This window comes from Paenimyroides ummariense (assembly GCF_900115115.1).
In the GTDB taxonomy this organism is placed as follows: Bacteria; Bacteroidota; Bacteroidia; order Flavobacteriales; family Flavobacteriaceae; genus Flavobacterium; species Flavobacterium ummariense.
Window position 1 is genome coordinate 25,363 of sequence record NZ_FOVI01000024.1, and the last position, 16,871, is coordinate 42,233.

Annotated in this window: 17 protein-coding genes and 1 pseudogene; 6 read left to right on the plus strand and 12 right to left on the minus strand. The window is 35.0% G+C overall.

The window, feature by feature from the left end; all coding sequences use genetic code 11:
* The first annotated feature begins 85 nt into the window (after positions 1-85).
* A complete protein-coding gene (locus BM253_RS13920) occupies positions 86-592 on the plus strand; it encodes a heavy-metal-associated domain-containing protein (protein ID WP_091525551.1) in 507 nt (168 codons plus the stop codon).
* Entirely contained in the window at positions 592-1,419 is an 828-nt protein-coding gene (locus BM253_RS13925; RefSeq protein WP_091525519.1) for a hypothetical protein, read from the plus strand. The genes BM253_RS13920 and BM253_RS13925 overlap by 1 nt, the downstream gene beginning before the upstream one ends.
* A gap of 155 nt (positions 1,420-1,574) precedes the next feature.
* On the opposite strand, the gene BM253_RS13930 is transcribed toward BM253_RS13925, so the two are convergent.
* Genes BM253_RS13930 through xseA form a run of 4 tightly spaced genes read right to left on the minus strand, consistent with a single transcriptional unit; the run spans position 1,575 to position 4,118 of the window.
* Positions 1,575-1,955, minus strand: a complete 381-nt coding sequence (locus BM253_RS13930) for a hypothetical protein (protein ID WP_091525520.1) — start codon at positions 1,953-1,955, stop codon at positions 1,575-1,577.
* Positions 1,956-1,959: 4 nt separating this feature from the next.
* Entirely contained in the window at positions 1,960-2,436 is a 477-nt protein-coding gene (locus tag BM253_RS13935) for a GNAT family N-acetyltransferase (RefSeq protein WP_091525522.1), read from the minus strand.
* Positions 2,437-2,487: 51 nt separating this feature from the next.
* Complete coding sequence (gene xseB, locus BM253_RS13940; protein ID WP_091525524.1) at positions 2,488-2,682, minus strand: exodeoxyribonuclease VII small subunit; 195 nt, start codon at positions 2,680-2,682, stop codon at positions 2,488-2,490.
* Positions 2,643-4,118, minus strand: a complete 1,476-nt coding sequence (gene xseA, locus BM253_RS13945; protein WP_091525526.1) for an exodeoxyribonuclease VII large subunit — start codon at positions 4,116-4,118, stop codon at positions 2,643-2,645. The genes xseB and xseA overlap by 40 nt, the downstream gene beginning before the upstream one ends.
* A 437-nt stretch (positions 4,119-4,555) precedes the next feature.
* Between xseA and BM253_RS13950 the strand changes: the two are divergent.
* Positions 4,556-5,807 (plus strand): annotated as a pseudogene (locus tag BM253_RS13950) (site-specific integrase).
* Between the two features lie 118 nt (positions 5,808-5,925).
* Here the strand turns inward: BM253_RS13950 and BM253_RS13955 are convergent.
* The 4 genes from BM253_RS13955 to BM253_RS13970 form a co-directional block, all read right to left on the minus strand.
* Positions 5,926-6,729 carry a hypothetical protein gene (locus BM253_RS13955; protein WP_091525528.1) on the minus strand — a complete coding sequence of 268 codons (804 nt, stop codon included), beginning with the start codon at positions 6,727-6,729 and terminating at the stop codon, positions 5,926-5,928.
* 99 nt (positions 6,730-6,828) lie between these two features.
* Positions 6,829-7,365 carry a hypothetical protein gene (locus BM253_RS13960; protein WP_143095672.1) on the minus strand — a complete coding sequence of 179 codons (537 nt, stop codon included), beginning with the start codon at positions 7,363-7,365 and terminating at the stop codon, positions 6,829-6,831.
* Between the two features lie 19 nt (positions 7,366-7,384).
* The gene (locus BM253_RS13965; protein ID WP_091525532.1) at positions 7,385-8,068 is read right to left on the minus strand and encodes a hypothetical protein; all 684 of its coding nucleotides are present in this window, start codon (positions 8,066-8,068) and stop codon (positions 7,385-7,387) included.
* 12 nt (positions 8,069-8,080) lie between these two features.
* Positions 8,081-9,358 carry a TPM domain-containing protein gene (locus tag BM253_RS13970; protein WP_091525534.1) on the minus strand — a complete coding sequence of 426 codons (1,278 nt, stop codon included), beginning with the start codon at positions 9,356-9,358 and terminating at the stop codon, positions 8,081-8,083.
* A gap of 694 nt (positions 9,359-10,052) precedes the next feature.
* Between BM253_RS13970 and BM253_RS13980 the strand changes: the two genes are divergently transcribed.
* The gene (locus BM253_RS13980) at positions 10,053-11,762 is read left to right on the plus strand and encodes a hypothetical protein (RefSeq protein WP_143095673.1); all 1,710 of its coding nucleotides are present in this window, start codon (positions 10,053-10,055) and stop codon (positions 11,760-11,762) included.
* Between the two features lie 890 nt (positions 11,763-12,652).
* Here the strand turns inward: BM253_RS13980 and BM253_RS13985 are convergent.
* Positions 12,653-12,997 carry a YciI family protein gene (locus BM253_RS13985; protein WP_091525538.1) on the minus strand — a complete coding sequence of 115 codons (345 nt, stop codon included), beginning with the start codon at positions 12,995-12,997 and terminating at the stop codon, positions 12,653-12,655.
* Positions 12,998-13,069: 72 nt separating this feature from the next.
* Positions 13,070-13,906: a sigma-70 family RNA polymerase sigma factor gene (locus BM253_RS13990; protein ID WP_091525541.1), complete on the minus strand. Its 837-nt coding sequence runs from the start codon at positions 13,904-13,906 to the stop codon at positions 13,070-13,072.
* A 605-nt stretch (positions 13,907-14,511) separates the two neighbouring features.
* Here BM253_RS13990 and BM253_RS13995 point away from each other — a divergent pair.
* On the plus strand, positions 14,512-14,715 hold the full coding sequence (locus BM253_RS13995; RefSeq protein ID WP_091525543.1) for a CsbD family protein: 204 nt from the start codon (positions 14,512-14,514) through the stop codon (positions 14,713-14,715).
* 96 nt (positions 14,716-14,811) lie between these two features.
* Positions 14,812-15,183, plus strand: coding sequence for a hypothetical protein (locus tag BM253_RS14000; RefSeq protein ID WP_091525545.1), 372 nt, complete (start codon positions 14,812-14,814; stop codon positions 15,181-15,183).
* Positions 15,184-15,463: 280 nt separating this feature from the next.
* Here the strand turns inward: BM253_RS14000 and BM253_RS14005 are convergent, their stop codons facing one another.
* Positions 15,464-15,682, minus strand: coding sequence for a hypothetical protein (locus BM253_RS14005; protein WP_143095674.1), 219 nt, complete (start codon positions 15,680-15,682; stop codon positions 15,464-15,466).
* 252 nt (positions 15,683-15,934) lie between these two features.
* Positions 15,935-16,871, minus strand: a 937-nt coding sequence (locus tag BM253_RS14010; RefSeq protein ID WP_091525549.1) for an IS3 family transposase, incomplete at its 5' end; no start/stop codon positions are given.

A 16,871-nucleotide genomic window follows, 5' to 3' on the forward strand; every position in this document is an offset into this window, starting at 1 on the left:
GTAGACATTCCTTGGGGTAGGAAGATATATAACCTTTATGTCTGTTTATACAGGTGATGTCTGGCTGATTATAAAATATACAGATATGAATCAAAATATTAAAAGCGCTAAACTAAAAGGCTTATTTACAGTAATTCTATTATTGAGCACAATGATAAGTAAAGCGCAAATGTCAAAAATCGAATTACAAGCTACGGGGCTTACATGCTCTATGTGCTCCAATGCAATTTATAAACAGCTGGAAACAATTCCGGGAGTAGAAAAAATTGATACCGATCTGAATACTAACACCTTTACTGTTGCTCTTAAAGAGGGTAATGCCTTAACACCAAGAGCTTTTAAGGAAAAAGTTGAGAAAGCGGGTTTTTTTATTGGAAATTTTATTGCAACTACCACATCAGATATCAGTTTGCAAAGTAACTACATTATAATCGATGGCAAGCCGAAAAGCCAGAAGGTTACAAAATTTAAAGTTCTAGATAAAGGATACCTAACCGACAAGGAATATAAAAAGGCAGTAAAAAATTATAAAGGAATAGCCTCGTATTCAAAGGAAAACGAAGCGGATTTTCATGTGAAAATATTAAATTGATGAAAAAAATAGTCTTTGTTTTTTTAGTGATTTTTTCGCAAAGGTTAAGCGCCCAGGAACTGTTCGTTATTACAGATCCTGCTAGCAATGTTCCTGCAAAATCACTTTCGGTCAATTTAATGCAGTCCATGTTTCAAGAGAAGTTTGTCTCGGGATACAACTACCATTTTATGCCAGAAGTAACTTACGGTTTAAATAAAAATTTAATGGTTCGTACTTCTGCATTTGTTAGTAATAGAAGCAACAAGCTGTACGTAGAGGGGGGAAGCTTTATGGCTAAATACCGTTTTTATTCCACAGACGATTTAAATAGCCATTTCAGAATGGCTGCATATGGAAGGTATAGTTTTAATAGAGCTGACATACATCAGGAACAGATAGAAATACTGGGACATAATACAGGTTACGAAGCTGGGATAATTGCAACTATGCTGATTAAAAAATTAGCAATCAGTTCATCGCTTAGTTATGAACAAGCTTTAAATAATCGTCCTGATCATGATTTTCCTGCTTATTTTGGCAATAATGCTACCAATTACACCCTTTCGTTCGGTAGGTTGCTTTATCCGAAGAAATATAAAAATTTCAAACAGACAAACATAAATTTAATGTTGGAGTTTGCTGGCCAGACCATAAATGAGAACGGCAAATCTTTTCTGGATATAACTCCCGCCGTGCAATTTATTTTTAATAGCCAGGCAAGAATAGATTTGGCCTACCGGCGCGAGATATACAGCTCTATGCTCCGTACAGCTCCTAATGGTGTCTATCTAAACTTGTACTATACGTTTTTTAACGTTACCGGAAAAGGTACTGCTAAAGAATAAAAAGATTGGTAAAATGACTTTGGTTTACTAGAAAGAATCGTAAAAGTAAATTTATAATAAGTTAGCAATTGAAATTATTCAATAGAAAAAGATTTTTTAAGGCTCAGTTCTAAAACCTGCTCTTTAACTGGTAAAGAGCAGGTTTTTAACTAGCATTACTGCTTCATGTATTTGAATATGCGTCCACTTAAAATTCTATAATTCTTTAGTACGTTTCCGTATTTATCTGTTTGTATGTTGGTGTGAGATATTTTAATAATTTCAATTTCCAATTCCAGTAAATCATCTTTGATGGCTTCCTCGGGAAAAATATCTGAAATTTTAATATCGAAATAGTTCGCAATAAGGTTTAGCTCTCGAGCAGTATAAAGTTTGCCGGTCGTAAGGCTTTCAATTTCTTCTATAAAATTATCGGCATGTCCTATACCTATTGAAAGGGTCTTCTCTGAAACACTTGGGTTGGATGTAATTCGTAATGCTCTTATTTTGTCTATTAAGAATAGATCTATTGCTGAAATGATGATTTTATGTTTCAATTTTTTATTTTTTGGGTTGAAGGTTCTTTGGAAAAATCTCCTTTTCAAAACAAATGCTGGTTTCTATATCAGCATATTGTCCATAGTTAGAAATTACTTTAAAGTCATTTTTTTTATACAGATTAACGGCTTCAATCATCTTAGCGCCTGTCTCTAGTATACATCTTTTATAACCCAATTCTGCTGCCCATGATTGCAGTTCATTCAGAATTATTGTTGCAATACCATTTCCTCTTTTATTTTCACAAACAAACATTCGTTTAATTTCAACAATTCCTTCTTCATATTCTTTAATAGCTCCGCAACCAAGTGCTTTGTCATTTTCATAGGCAATAATAACATGTTTAATCAAGTCCGTTTTGTTATACTGTGCAAAAAAGTCGTTTTCTGTTCCGTTTTTAATCGCCAAGTCTTTGTCTAGTTGTTGTATTAACAGTTGAAAATCCAAATTTTTAGAATCTGCTCTTTTAATCGTATGCATTAAATTATTTTTTTTATAATGTGTAAGCCTACTGCTTTTGTAAGCACGTATTTATAATCCTAGCTGTTTAACAATATCATCCACTTTCTTTTCCGTAGAAGCAAGTTTCTCTTTGCAGAAAACGATCAGTTTCGACGCGCGCTCCACCTTTTCAGCCAGTGCGTCAATACCAATGCGGTCGTTTCTTAAATCATCTAAAATCTGTTCTAATTCCTGTTCTGCTTTTTCGTATGTAAGTTCTTCCATGTCGGTGTATCTTCTATTTTAGTGTTAATAGTTCGGTCGTAAAGTTCAATTTCTATAAAATCTCCTTTTTCAAGTATAGTGGTACGTTTTACAACCACCTGTTCTTTTCTTACCAGCGCGTATCCTTTTCTTAATACCGCTTCAGGGTGGTAAAGGCTCGGATAATGTTCCCAATCTGTTAGTTTGCTGTTCGCTGCTCTAAGCTTCATTTTTGTAAGGTAGGGCAGTTGTTCCGCTTTTTGTTTTAATGGTGTTCTGGTTTCTCTTATTATATAGTTGCTGAATAGTTGCAGTTGTTCTGCTTGTTCGTTTTTTAGCTGTAAGGCTTGCTGGACTTTTTTGTTTGGTAAAAGGCTCAGTTGTTGTGTAGCCTTGTTTAGTAAAGAATGTGCATTTACCTGCTCTTCGTTTACAAAGTTAATAATACGGTTGGTCAGTGTGTGCAGGTTGCCGCGCTCCGTACGGGTCTGTGCTTTGCTTAATGCTGAAAATTCCGTAATATGATGTTTTAGGTCTTTGTTCAGCTGTTGCAGTTTCTGGTCGTAAATGCGTTTAATGTTCAGATAGGCGAGTTGTATGTCGTTTTCAAATTCAACAGTACGCTCCACTATAAAGGCACCTGCGGCACTGGGTGTCTTCAGCGCGGTATGTGCCGTAAGGTCTGCAATGCTTGTATCGGTTTCATGACCTATACCGGTAATAACGGGTAGGGGGCAGCTGCCTATAGCTTTTGCCAGTTGATAATCGTTAAATGCCTCGAGGTCAAATTTCGATCCTCCTCCACGCAGCAGTACTACTGCATCAAAATCCCCATAAGGAATTGTCTCGAGCTGTTCGGTTATTTCTTTGGCAGCGGTATCTCCTTGTACTTTTGCGGGAAAGGTTTTAACATGGTACGCATAATTGTAGGAATTTTTTTTAAGCTGGTTCAAAAAATCTTCGTACCCCGATGTATTGGGCGATGCTACGAGTGCTATTCGCTGAATTACTTTAGGCAGTTTGTGTTGTTTGTTTTTCTCTAAAACTCCTTCTTTCAACAGTTTTTCCAGTACGGCTTTCTTTTGGCGTTCCAATGCACCAAGGTTGTAGTTAATATCAACTTTGGTAATAACGAACGATAATCCGTAAACGGTATGGAAAACGGCTTTACAGTAGCACATAATTTCGCTTCCGGGCTTAATGATCTGGTCAAAATCTGTTCCAAGTTCTTCCTTTAGGTAAGTAGCTGTATAGTTCCACATCTGGGCGGTACTTTTGGCAACAATGGTTCCGTCTTTTGTTTCTACCAAATCCAGATAGTAATGTCCGCTGCGGTCACTCTTTACATGCATCAGTTCTGCCTTCATCCAAAAATATACCTCGTTCATACGCTCATCAAAAACTTGTTTGATGCGGTTCATGATAACCGATAGGGTATAGGCTTTTTCTGGAATCATAGTTTGATTACTTGGTATTATAAAGATAATAATTTAGCCATTATATACCCGATATTTTTAATGCGTAGTCTGTTTGTAAAGATGTATACGTAAAAAAAGAGGTTGCAGTATAATACTTGCAACCTCTTAATAACCAAAAAAACACTTATGAGTTGTAAATATAGAAATTAATTTAAAATAAATTTTCAGTAAAAATACATCAAAGATTAATAACAGGGAAAACGATTGTAAATAAAGGCTTTACAATCGTTTTTTAATTTTTTGGTCGTGTAATAAAAAGCAGAAAAGCAACGATTGGCAAAAGTAAGGTTACTAAAACGTTACTTTTAAACATTAGGAAAAATAGTTTTAAGAAACTATATTTCAGCTTTCTGCATAGTTTTTCATATTGTTCCGTGGCTCACATAGGTTTAATTTTATCATTAAGAATTGTGAGTATGGAAACGACAAAAAAATCAACGTTTAAGGTGCTGTTCTACCTTAAAAAGAATGCCCCGAAGAAGAACGGAAAGGTTACGATTATGTGCAGGATTACCGTAAACGGCAAACAGTCTGCATTCAGCACCAAGTTGGATATTTCTGCATCGAATTGGGATTTGAAATACGGCAGGGTTTTCGGCAAAAGTCGAGAAGCCCAAGAGATAAACGGTAAACTTGATAAAATCCGTTTTGGTATTGAGGAATGTTATTCTAAAATCCAAAAAAATGAGGGGACGGTAAACAGTGCAAAACTTAAAAATACCTTTCTCGGAATGGAAAGCGGAGAATTAACCTTTTTCAAATTCTACGAACAGTTTATAGCTGACTTTGAAAAAAAGGTAAACAGCGGACTTCGGGTACAAGGCACATATCGCAGGTATAAAACGCCTTTAAAGCACTTGCGGAATTTTGCCCTTGTGAAATACGGTTATACCGATGTAATGTTTAACAACCTTACTTCTAATTTTATACAGGATTTCGACTACTATTTACGTGACGATTTAACCCTAAATCATAATACTATTTGGAATTATATGATTGGCTTTACTACGCTTTGCCGTTTGGCAATGAACAGAAAGCACCTCACTTTTAGTCCGTTCAGCGAGTAATAAGAACACCAAAAAGGACAAAGACAGGGGGTATCTGTTACGGAATGAATTGGAACAGCTTGTAACGTTTAACTGCGATAAAAAGAAAGACGAGTTTGTTAAAGACTTGTTTGTTTTCAGTTGCTTTACGGGGCTTTCGTATTCGAATATAAAAGGACTTAAAAACAGTAATATCCAAGAGTTCTTTGACGGTAACCAATGGATTATTGTACGCAGGAGAAAAACAGCAACATGGTCCAATGTAATGCTGTTGGATATTCCCAAAATGATTATCGAAAAATATGCAGGACTATCAAAGGACGGTAAGGTTTTTCCTGTTCCGTCAAACACTATCTGTAATGATAGTTTGAGAAGAATATCCCAACTGATTGACTGCCTGAAAGAAAAGAAAGTAACCTTTCACTTGGCACGCCATACGTTTGCCACGCTGTTTTTGAGCGAGGGCGTTCCGCTCGAAAGTTTGAGCAAAATGTTAGGGCATAAAAATATTGCTACCACACAGATTTATGCAAAAATTCTCAACGAGAAAGTCGGTAAGGATATGCAAAAGGTATCACGTAAGTTTAAGGGTATGGAACGGTCTTTTGTGGCAAGCCTGTAACACACAATGTTTCTTTTATTGACCGATACGGTTACGGTTTCACACAATCAGCTACCGCTGATAGTTAGCTTACAATTCCCTTAGAAGATTACCACTTTATGCTAAAACAGAATTTCAATTATTCATAAAAATAAATACTTGTATAAACATCTCCACCGGATGTAATAAACCTTCGTTTGGTGATATATCCATCGTGCGATTTCTCAATCTCGATATGCTCACTGTTTGGAGAGGGAGCTTCATCCAAAGCCCTAATAATGTTTTGTGAGAAGAAATACCCGGTAAGATACGACAGCGAGTAGTTGAACGAGGGGTCTATCAATGCCATAAACAAATCCAAACGGTGTTGTTGCGTAAGCCCATTTTTTAAATCTGATGCATATTGAAAGGTGTAAGAGATATTATTTCGTTTATATTTCGAAAATGTACCTTTATCAATATCAGGATCTTCTATCACATAATTTGTAGATCCAATGGTAAACGAAATTTTTTGGTTATTATAGGTAATGTTTTGTGTATAATCATTGCCAATAGTACCTGTTTTCTGAACTTGTATAGGAATTCTGTTTTCGTTGTATATCATTTTAAAATCTTCGTACTGATTAGGTCTGTCAGGTCTTTTAATCCGTCTTAAAATTTCTGGAAAGTTGCTATTGCCAATATAGAAAAACTGAAATGTAGTGTAGCTGTTTATAGCAGATAGACGTCCCAGCTCATCATACTCATAATAGAAAGTTGCTGTATCGTAATCATAATCTGCTCTGTTTGACGAAATAGAAAAATGTGTCAATCTTTTCGTGAAGTCTTCTGTTTCTGAAACTTCATCATCATCTTTATTGCAAGCGGTAAATATACTTAAGGTAAATACAATCCCACATACCAGCACCGCTACGTACTGAACTTTTTTATAAAACTTTTTCATATATTTTAATTTTATAAACAGCTACTTCAATAGCTGATTTTCTTCCCAAAAATCGTTACTGCTGCTTGCTGTTTAATTAGTATTTTTACTTTTTTGGTATTACCAAAGTGAAGCAGTTGGCAAGGCATAAAAAGCCGTATCCTTTTCTTTTTGCCACGGAGCCTGGTGAAATTGCCAGCACTTTTCTACCTTGTCAAACTTTTTCGCCATATCCATTTCTCCCCATTGATAACCTGTTTTATATTCTTTTCCATTGCTGGTTATGCTTCCAAATATGGTAGGATAAGAGAAACCCGACACACCATTGGTGTATTGAATGGCTTTTTCAAACTTCAGTATCGTTCCTTCCGGAAACCTGGTGATCTCCACTAAATCGCCAATCGCTTTTTGTTCTTCAAGATATTGCCATTTCGGATGCAGGCTATCCAGCAGCATATAAGAATAATCCCTGTTTGGATTCATTTTTTGCTTGTCTTTGAATAATGCTGTTTCTTTGTTTAAAGTTACTGTTTTTCCTACCCATTCTTTGAACGGCTCATACTCGTTAATGCTTGTGGACTTGGTCTTTACCGTTGTGAATATGATAAAGACCAAAAGCCCGATGCCGCCGATCACGACTAATGCAATGATACTCATTATTTTTTTCGCAGACATCTTACTTCTTTTCTGTGATATATATTTCCATCTTATCGTCTGTAGCTTTCATATTAATCATATAACCTACTTGTTCGGTAATCTTCACCGGGGTGCTTTCAGTTTCAAAATCGGTACTATTCAATTCTCCTTTTGGTTTATGCGTTTTGCTCATTTCAGTCGATTTTGCCATGTAATACATATCTCCTTCGACCTTGATCACCTTAAACCAACCAAAACCGATTTCCGACGCAATGCGTTCCCCTGCTTCTTTAAATACTTCATACCTGCCAAGATAAATATCCCCAACCACAGGAGCCTGTTCCATAGCCACATACGCTGCCGATTTAGGGACCGGGGGCTTTGTTTCCTGATAAACGATCAATCCCATAGTGGCTATCATTATTGCTACGAAGATCCATCCTATAATGGTCAGCTTAAAAATATAAGGAGGCTTAGGTGCTTCCGCTACTTTTTGCTTGGCAAGTGCTTTCATTTCGAATGTCCAATAGCGGCTGGCTATCTTTTTTCGCTCTACATCATCCCAAAATTCACCATAGGCCTTTTTGGAATAAACGGTAAAAAGTGCCGTTCTCGATTGTGTGCGGTATATACCCAATACCATTGGGTTAGACGATTTTTTTGGATTATGCAGACCATCGGTACGATGGCTTACCTGTTCTATTTTATTGATTACAAAAAACATATTGATTCTTTTTTATGGTTCTAAAATTTCAAATACAAGTGTGGATCCCTCTACCGAAATAAGATCATGACCTTCTTTTTCATCCAATGGAATCAGATAGAGTTTCCGTTCGGTTTTATTGAAATGGTAATGATAATAATAGCGGTCTTCCATTTTAAAAATGGCGAATGAGGGACGTTGTTTTTCATCCATCAAAATGGATAATATTCGTTTATTTTCGTTGATCTCAAAAGTACCTTTCTTTTCTCCGTTGATAAAAAAGTTGCTTTCAATGAACGCAATGGTTTCATTACGACCAACGTTCGTGTATATGCGTTCCATCGGATGGAATTCCTGCTTTAGTTGCCAATCGTAATCAGTGAACTTTTTAGCATTGGAACTTGCTGAATTCTGAGTCATTTCATCCTCTATCTGATAGAGCAAAGGCCATACATCCTTAGAAATCAATCGATTTCCCGGTTTAAGCCAATATACCCGATGGACTTGCATATTCTTTTTTATAAATGTCTGCTCAGGCACATGCTCATCAAAACAGATAAACTGGTAATGTTTGCCATCATTATCCCGGATAGTCATTTCATAGTAATCGGTTTCCAAAAAATCTTTCAAAACAAAAGCATTTTTCCTTGCCGGACCGAGAAACACGTCGAGTGATGTGAAATTGTATGACGGATTATCACTATCAAGATTGCGGAAAGTTTTTGGAGTTCCGTTTTCCAGTACAAATCCACTGATCTTTTGAAACAGCGAAGGACGGAAAATAGACGATACGTCACTATATTCGTATTGCTGTATTTTCTTTTCTACATAACTGATGATGGCACTGAGACCGTTCCATGTGCCTTCGAAATAGTTATTTTTTTGGAATTCGGGTCTAAAATATTCGTCAATGATCTTTTTTGTGGCTTCATCGCTCATGAGTTTATCTGTACCGTAGCCATTTTGGATACGTATTTTACGGAGTTGTCTGGATATAGCGATGACTATTCCATTGTTTTTTCCATACGCTCCCTGGGCATATCCTGTCAAATTATTAAATACATATTGGTTAAAATGCGCTTTGTCAGTATGGCGTTTATCAATAGTTACAATGGCTATTTCAGCAATTCCTTTCTCCCAGCAGTCATTTACAATACTATCTAATTGTTTTATCTCTTTATCGGTAAAAATCTTTTCATTGTCAACTACACGCTCTTTCTCGACGGCAAATTTTTGGTTTTCGGGATTAGCTTGTCCAAACACTGCCGTTGAATAAACGCAATAAAACATTATATAGAGCAGATGTGGCATTTTTATATTATTTGTAGTTGTTATGATATTTTTCGAAACGACTATTACATGATAAAATTAAATTTGTCTTCAAATAATTTACTGATTATTGGCAATGGTTTTTTCACTTCATTGGCTGCTGTTATGATACCCAATATCATAAGTATAAGAAAAACCAAACCGATGACACCCATAACAAATGTAAGCGATTGCACTATGGATAATAGTATTCCTGCGCAAACGTTAAAAATAACAGTAGTGATGAATAGTCCTAAACCTTGCTTTAAATGGTATTTGCTAAGATCGTTTCGCTTGTCTTTTCCCCAAAAAAACAATGAGCCATAAAATTCCAAGGTAACTTAAAATAGATAGTACTTTCGGTGTCATAATTTTTTCAATTTTTCTTAAACAAAGATCGAAAGATTCTTAAGAATTGATGTTCTATTTTGCTTAACAAACCATCTACACTTTTTTGAAGTGTATATACAAAGCATCTACAAGTGATTTAATTAGTTTGTTTTCAGGATATTGAAAATAAAATCTCAATCAGTTTTAATGGTGCCTGATTGGGATGTGATACATTTTTTTTATTACTTTGTAGGAGTATGTATATAGAAATTGTATGAGATTTAAATATATTTTATATTCAATATTTGCTCTTCTGGTATGTGCAAGGCTTAGTGCTCAGCACATCAATTCCAATACCCAAAAAATTTTGGATAAACTGGACAATCTTCAATTGCACAACCAGCAAAAAGAAGCCATTAAGATTTTGGATGCCAGCATTAAGTCCACTACTTCACCCGCTGATTTAGCTTATCTCTATGCTTACCAAAGTAGCATATATACTTCGATGGACAGTCTTCTACTTTCTAAAAGACTCATTGATTTAAGCTTGGAAAATGCAGAGAAGTCGAAGAAAAAAACATCTTTAGCCGTGGCGTACAGAGCTAAAGCATTCCTGAATAATGCACTTAATCTGCCGGATGCAGTTGTAAAGGATGCTCTTTACGGACTAAAACAGTTGGAAGACAATGAGGACGACCTTTCTACCAAATACCATCTGAATTATTTGCTGTATGGTGCTTACAGCAAATGGGACAACAGCGAAAAGATGAAACATTATATACATCAGGCTCGATACTGTGCTATCAAAGCAAACAACATCAACTTACAGACGAATGTAAACAACGGTATTTCAAGTATGTACCTGACAAGGTACAAAAAAAGTAAAGAGCGAAACCTTTTAGACAGCAGTTATCATTATTTGAATAAGTCTTTTGCTTTATTGGAAAAGCAGCCGGATAAACTAAGTGTTAATACATACGTGATTACGTGTATTAATTTGGCAAATTATTACTTAGATCATTCCGTTGAATCTTTGGAATATAGAGAGCAAAAAGCATTTGAATACCTTAAACTAGCAGAACAAAAACTGGATAATAATGAAATTTTTGCTGATAAATGGGGTAATATATTTGGCATTAAAAGTGGATTTGCAAAACAAAAAGAAGATTGGGGGCTTGCCAAACAATATCTTTTGCAGGGACTTAACAGATTAATGAGTGCCAGCGGAAACCATTTTAGGTTAGAATATGCCATCAATCGTGATTTAGCAGATATTGCTCTCAAAAAACAAGATTATAAATCAGCATTAACTTATCAGCAACGGGCAGAAGATTTATTAAAAAAATCGTTCAACGAACAACAACTTTTCAATGCACAGAAATTAGAGGTGCAGTATGAAACCGAAAAAAAAGACCGTGAACTAGAACTTTTGACCGAACGAGAAAATTTCAGGAAGCGGCAAAATTATCTCTACGGGGGAATTGCGATTGCGCTGTTATTCGGACTCCTGTTTATGTTCGTATCTTACCATTTCCGCCTGCGATATTCCATAGAACGTGAAAAAAAATTGGCTCAGGAAAAAGAAGATCAGGCACAGCAGGCTACTATGCAGCTTAAGTTGGAAAAAGAAGAACAAGCGAGATTGAAAGCCGAACAGGAATTACTGGATTTAAGGCGGCAGCAATTGGAAAAAGAAGCCTTGACAAATTCCCTGATAATTGACAGAAAAAACGACACGCTTAAACAGATTCAGGATAAAATAAATAACGGTGAAGCAAATCATATCCAGAAACTCATTAAGGAAGAAATGCTCCTACAGACAGATTATGAAGACATCAAAATGCAGATACAGGAGCTACATCCTGATTTCTTTAGCCGATTGAATGAGAAAGCAATTCAGAAATTAACACCACTTGATCTGAAATACTGCACCTATCTCTACCTGAAAATGAGCACCAAGCAAATTGCTCAGGCTTTGCACGTAGAACCACAAAGTGTCCGTATGTTTAAATACCGTCTGAAACAGAAGTTTGGATTAGGGAAAGAGGATGATTTGGGGGATTTTTTGGAGAGGTAAACTTCTGTTATTTAATTTAGTTTTGCAACTTGATGCTATTTAAAATTGTGAAAATAATTAAATGAGAAAGTTGGAAAGGATATGCAAAAGGTATCGCACAAATTTAAAAGTATGGAGCGGTCTTTTGTTTTGCATCTATGAAAACTACAAAGCGACTCAAAAAATCAATGTTATAAGCATTGGCTTTTTTATAATTTAGTAGTTGAAAAATATTTACAAATTCTTAAGAAGAAAAAACACATAAAATGTCCAAAACTGAGACATCTAAATGTCTGGAGTTGCTAACTTTGTTAAGACACAATTCTAGTGCTCTTTATCTTTAAGAGTATGAAAAGAAATACGAAGAATTGTCAAAATCAAAAAACATAATAATCAACTCACACGAATCTAAAGCGATATTAAAGCTTTAAGCGAGACTCAAAACAGTGCAGCTGTCGTTAAGACACATCGGTAGGTCGGTGAGCTTGTAGTCACTGAGTTTGCCGAAGTGTCGAACCGCGATGGGCTAGACAACAAACAAGATTTTGACCGCTAAAAACTTGACCGCAAAAAAAAGACTTTTGGTTCTTTTAGTCATAAAAGAACAGAAATCCGGAATATATATCTTAGTGCAATGGAGATCACAAAGCCAGATATCCCTATCACAAATAATCAATTCAACGTTCAACACATCACCGACTCAACAATTACCTAATTCCCAATTACCTAATTTCACCATTCCCCCGTCACTGAGCCCGTGGTTGCTGAGTTTATCGAAACATCGAAGTATGGTTGTTTGCACGGGTTGATTTTAATTGGTCAAATTTATATAGATGTTATCAAGTTTTTTTAAGATAATGAAAAGAAGCCGCCTCACAACGTAGGCGGTTTCTTCTTTGTTTTCTTAAGTTTTAATCCCTTTTTAAAACTTCTCTAACTTCAATGCTTCCGCCTGCTTGATGAAAGATCGGATTAGCTTTTGCGGTTTCTACTGCTTCATCAATAGTTTCGGCCTTTACCACAACATAACCGCTAACAAATTCTTTATTTTCGGCATAAACTCCGTCTGTAACTTCCTTGTCGGAATGTATGATTTTTGCACTTCCTGCAAATGGCAATACAGTGTTGCCTTTGTCCACCAGTTTGCCTTGTGAAGCAATTTCTGTTAACCAATACATACGTTCCTGCATTTGTTCAGGTGTTGGTCTGAAATCGGAAATGTCTTTTAATCTAAAGATCAATACAAATTCTTTCATGTCTGTAAAATTTATTTATTGCTTGTAAGACAATTTCAAGTTGCGGAACGTGACAGAAAAGTATATAAGTTTTTAAATTTTCATCAGTTTGTCGGGGTCAACTACAGAAAAAATACTTGTAATTTTCCCTTCTGCGTTTAGCTCAAATATTTGGCAGTTTATCAAAGTTGTACCTTTGTAAAACAGTAATGCAGACTGATGGTTAACTTCTTCTATTTTAATTTCAAGGTCTTTTTGATTATTTTCATAAACGTAGGTCATCAGTTTAATTGTATTCTCAATTCCCGAAGTCAGTTCAGCAATAGCCTGTAATTTATTTCCTGCATCTGCCAAAACCTGCACTTCATCAGACAGCATTTGCTCCAATGTTTTAACATCGCCTTTACGGATTGCGCACACATATTTTTCGATATATTTCCGGTCTTTTGCGGACGAACTTGTGATTTCTGGTTTCCGTAACTTCAGTTTCTTCTTTGCTCTTGTGAGTATTTGTCGTGAATTTTCTGTCGAAATTTCTAATATTTCAGCAATCTCAACGTGTTCGTAATCAAATGCTTCTTTCAGCAGAAATACTGCCCTTTCTTTTGTGTTCAAAGTATCAAGTAAAACAAGTATTGAATAATTGAGTATCTCGTCTAGTTCAATCGTACTTTCGCTTTGATTGGTAACTATTGGTTCAGGCAATCTTATTTTTTGCTGCCTTTCTCTGTCATTTTTCTTTTTTAGGTTTATGGCTTGGTTGATGACCGATTTTATCAGATACGCATTTGGATTAGAAATTGAACTGACCTCTTTTTCGTTGAATTTTATCAGGACCTCCTGAATTACGTCCTGACAATCGTCTATATTTCCCAAGATGTTATAAGCATAAGGAAATAGTTTTTTTCTCAATATGTTTAAATCGTTCATTGTTTGATTTTTAGAGTTAAACAATTTCAAAGATAGGAATGTGACAAGTTTCAGGAAAATCTTTCAACTGCATCGTAGTTCCGTTTTGGTTTAAGTGGGAAGAAGCCGAACGCAAGGTAAAGCAAAGGCGCTATGGTTTTTATCTAATTGCATCCCGCCCTACCAATGCATATCGGCTTTTAATACCGTCTCGCGCTACTCAGGTAACATAATCGTTTAAACTGTTTACTTCTTCAATAAACGTTTTTATTGTTTCAAGATGCTGAAGATAGTATGGATGCTCATATTTTTTCTTTGCTGATCGATGCCGAATCACAACAATAGCAATTAGAAGGATGCAAAGGAGTAGGAGGGCGGAGGTTGCTGAGTTAGTCGAAGAGTCGAAGTATGGTCACTGAGCTCGCCGAAGCATCAAAATATCGCCCTGCAAATGCCTGTCTAACTTGTATACCGTCTAGCACTAAATCAGGTTGTATATACCAAAACTGTAATTTTTGTTTTTATTTTTCTGATTTTTAATTAATTAACATACTGTTGTGATTGTTACATTAATATAGCCCTACATTTACATATATAACAATTATGTTGTATTAAATATTTTAATTATGGAAAATACTCCAAAACAAGGTTTCAAAATTACAAATTGGGATGAATCGTCAAAAAAGTTAAAAGAACAATTTTCACAATTGACAGACGCTGACTTAAAATTTGAACCCGGTAAGGAAGATGAGTTATTAAACCGTATTGAAAAACGTATTAATAAAAGAAGGTCAGAGGTTATTGACATGATTAACAAACATCAGAAATAGTTTGTTAAAAGTCAAACAAATATTGGAATAAAAAAAGCGGGTAATCACCCGCTTTTTTTAATGATATAATAGAATTAATACTTTAAAACATATTTTATGCAAAACGATATAACTTTAAAAGAATTGAAACAAAAAACTAAAGAGCAGGTTTTTGAATATATTAATGAAAAACTGAGCTTTGAAGAAATTATATTAAATAGTTTGCGCTATTCTGAAGATTTTAAAAAAAATCAACACTATAGGTTCGATATGACCGGGTTGGGAAATACGGAACATCATAATAAATCAATATTGGATAAATTTACAGATTTGGGCTTATTTGAAAAATTCGATATGTTACTGGTAAGGTTTTATAACCGGTCAGGCGAGTTAAAATATGTCTATAACGATAAGAATGAGGTTCATGTTGATGATATAAGTGGAATGGGTACAAGGGAAATAATTTACAAAATACTGCAAAAATTATAGTTTGTAAATCGTCAGCAAAAGGTAGACATTTTGTAAGAAAAACTAAAGGAGTGTTTTCATAAAAAATGTAACTTTAATTATGGCAACACCAAAAAAGAAATCAGCAGAGAGTTTTGTAAAAGACATCCGTAAAAACTTGCAACCTCTTTTTTATAAGTAAACTTCAATTTAAGCAAGGGGCAAGTAAATTTTTTTTTTATTTACATTATAAAAAAATAAATAAAATGTTATTTTATAGATGCCTGCAAGTACTCGTTATAAGCTAATAGGTACTGGTGCCTTAACTAATTTGGCACTTTATCTCTAAACGTTTCTGCAGCTCCTGAATTTGTATCAGAAATTTCTTGATGTTCCGAAGCTGAAAAGTTAAAGATTCTTTTTTCTGTACTTGAATATTTTCAGCAGCTTTAAGACTTAAAAGATACGAAATATATAAAAGTTCTGTAAGTTGCTGAAGTTCTTCTAAACCGCTATCCTTACCGTCTGCTTCTGTATTCATATTATCATTGTTGATATTGTTATTATTGCTACTTTTAGAAGATCTAAAAACACTATACAAGGTAGTGATAATTAATGGTTAACAGTGATAAATTAATTTTAAATTTGGTTTGATTGTAATATCTGAAGAATTATCTTTTAATAGTATCAGTAAGATTCTAAGCGATAGTGAAATAACGTGATATCTCTCATTACCTGTACGTCTTCAAAGTAAATTAGACAGTTAAAGATAGAAACTAATTTAGTGTTTAGTTTATAAATTTATTAATTTTTGTTGGTTGTACAATTGTCTTCTTTTCTGAATTGTGCTGTTTTTTATTTCATTTCTTTTTTCTAATATTTTATCAGATCTTCCATGATATACATCTGCGGGAGTCAGATTTTCTAAAGATTCGTGATACCTGTTGTTATTGTAATGATTAACAAAATCACTTAAAGCATCGATTAATTCTTCCGGATGATAAAAATGATTGAGTTTTACCACATTTTTCATTGTTCTGTGATAGCGTTCAATTTTACCTTGGGTCTGCGGATGCATGGGTTTTCCGTGAACCTGTTTCATACCCAGATCTTCTTTCAGATATTTTTTTAGATCGTTAGATACGTAACAAGGTCCGTTGTCTGATAAGAGTTTTGGTTTTCGCTTTGTCTTTAAACGTGCTTTTGCAATTGCAGCATCCACGGTTCTTTTTACATCATCAGCCTTCATTGAATCACATAGCTCCCAATGAATAATGTATCTGCTGTAATCATCTAAAATAGTGCTTAAATAATACCAGCCCCAGCCTATGATTTTAAAATAAGTAAAATCGGTCTGCCACATTTGGTGAACAAATTGGGTTTTATCCTTAAATTCATTTGATGCAGCAATTAAAATATGATTTGGCGCTGCAATTAACCCGCGTTGCTTTAGGATGCGGTACACGCTTGACTCTGAAATATAGATACCTTGTTCATCGGTGATTTTATATGCCAGTTCACGTGCGGACAATTCTGTATGTTCCAAAGCTAATGCAACTACAAGATTTTTCTGATCTTCCGGTATACTGTTCCATTGTCTGTTAGTTAGCCTTTTAGTTGGTTTTAAACCTTCATAACCTGCTTTAAGATAATTGTTATACCATTTGTAAAACGTACTTCGTGGTATTCCAAATTCATCAAGTGTTCGTTTTACGCCTAACTCGCTACGT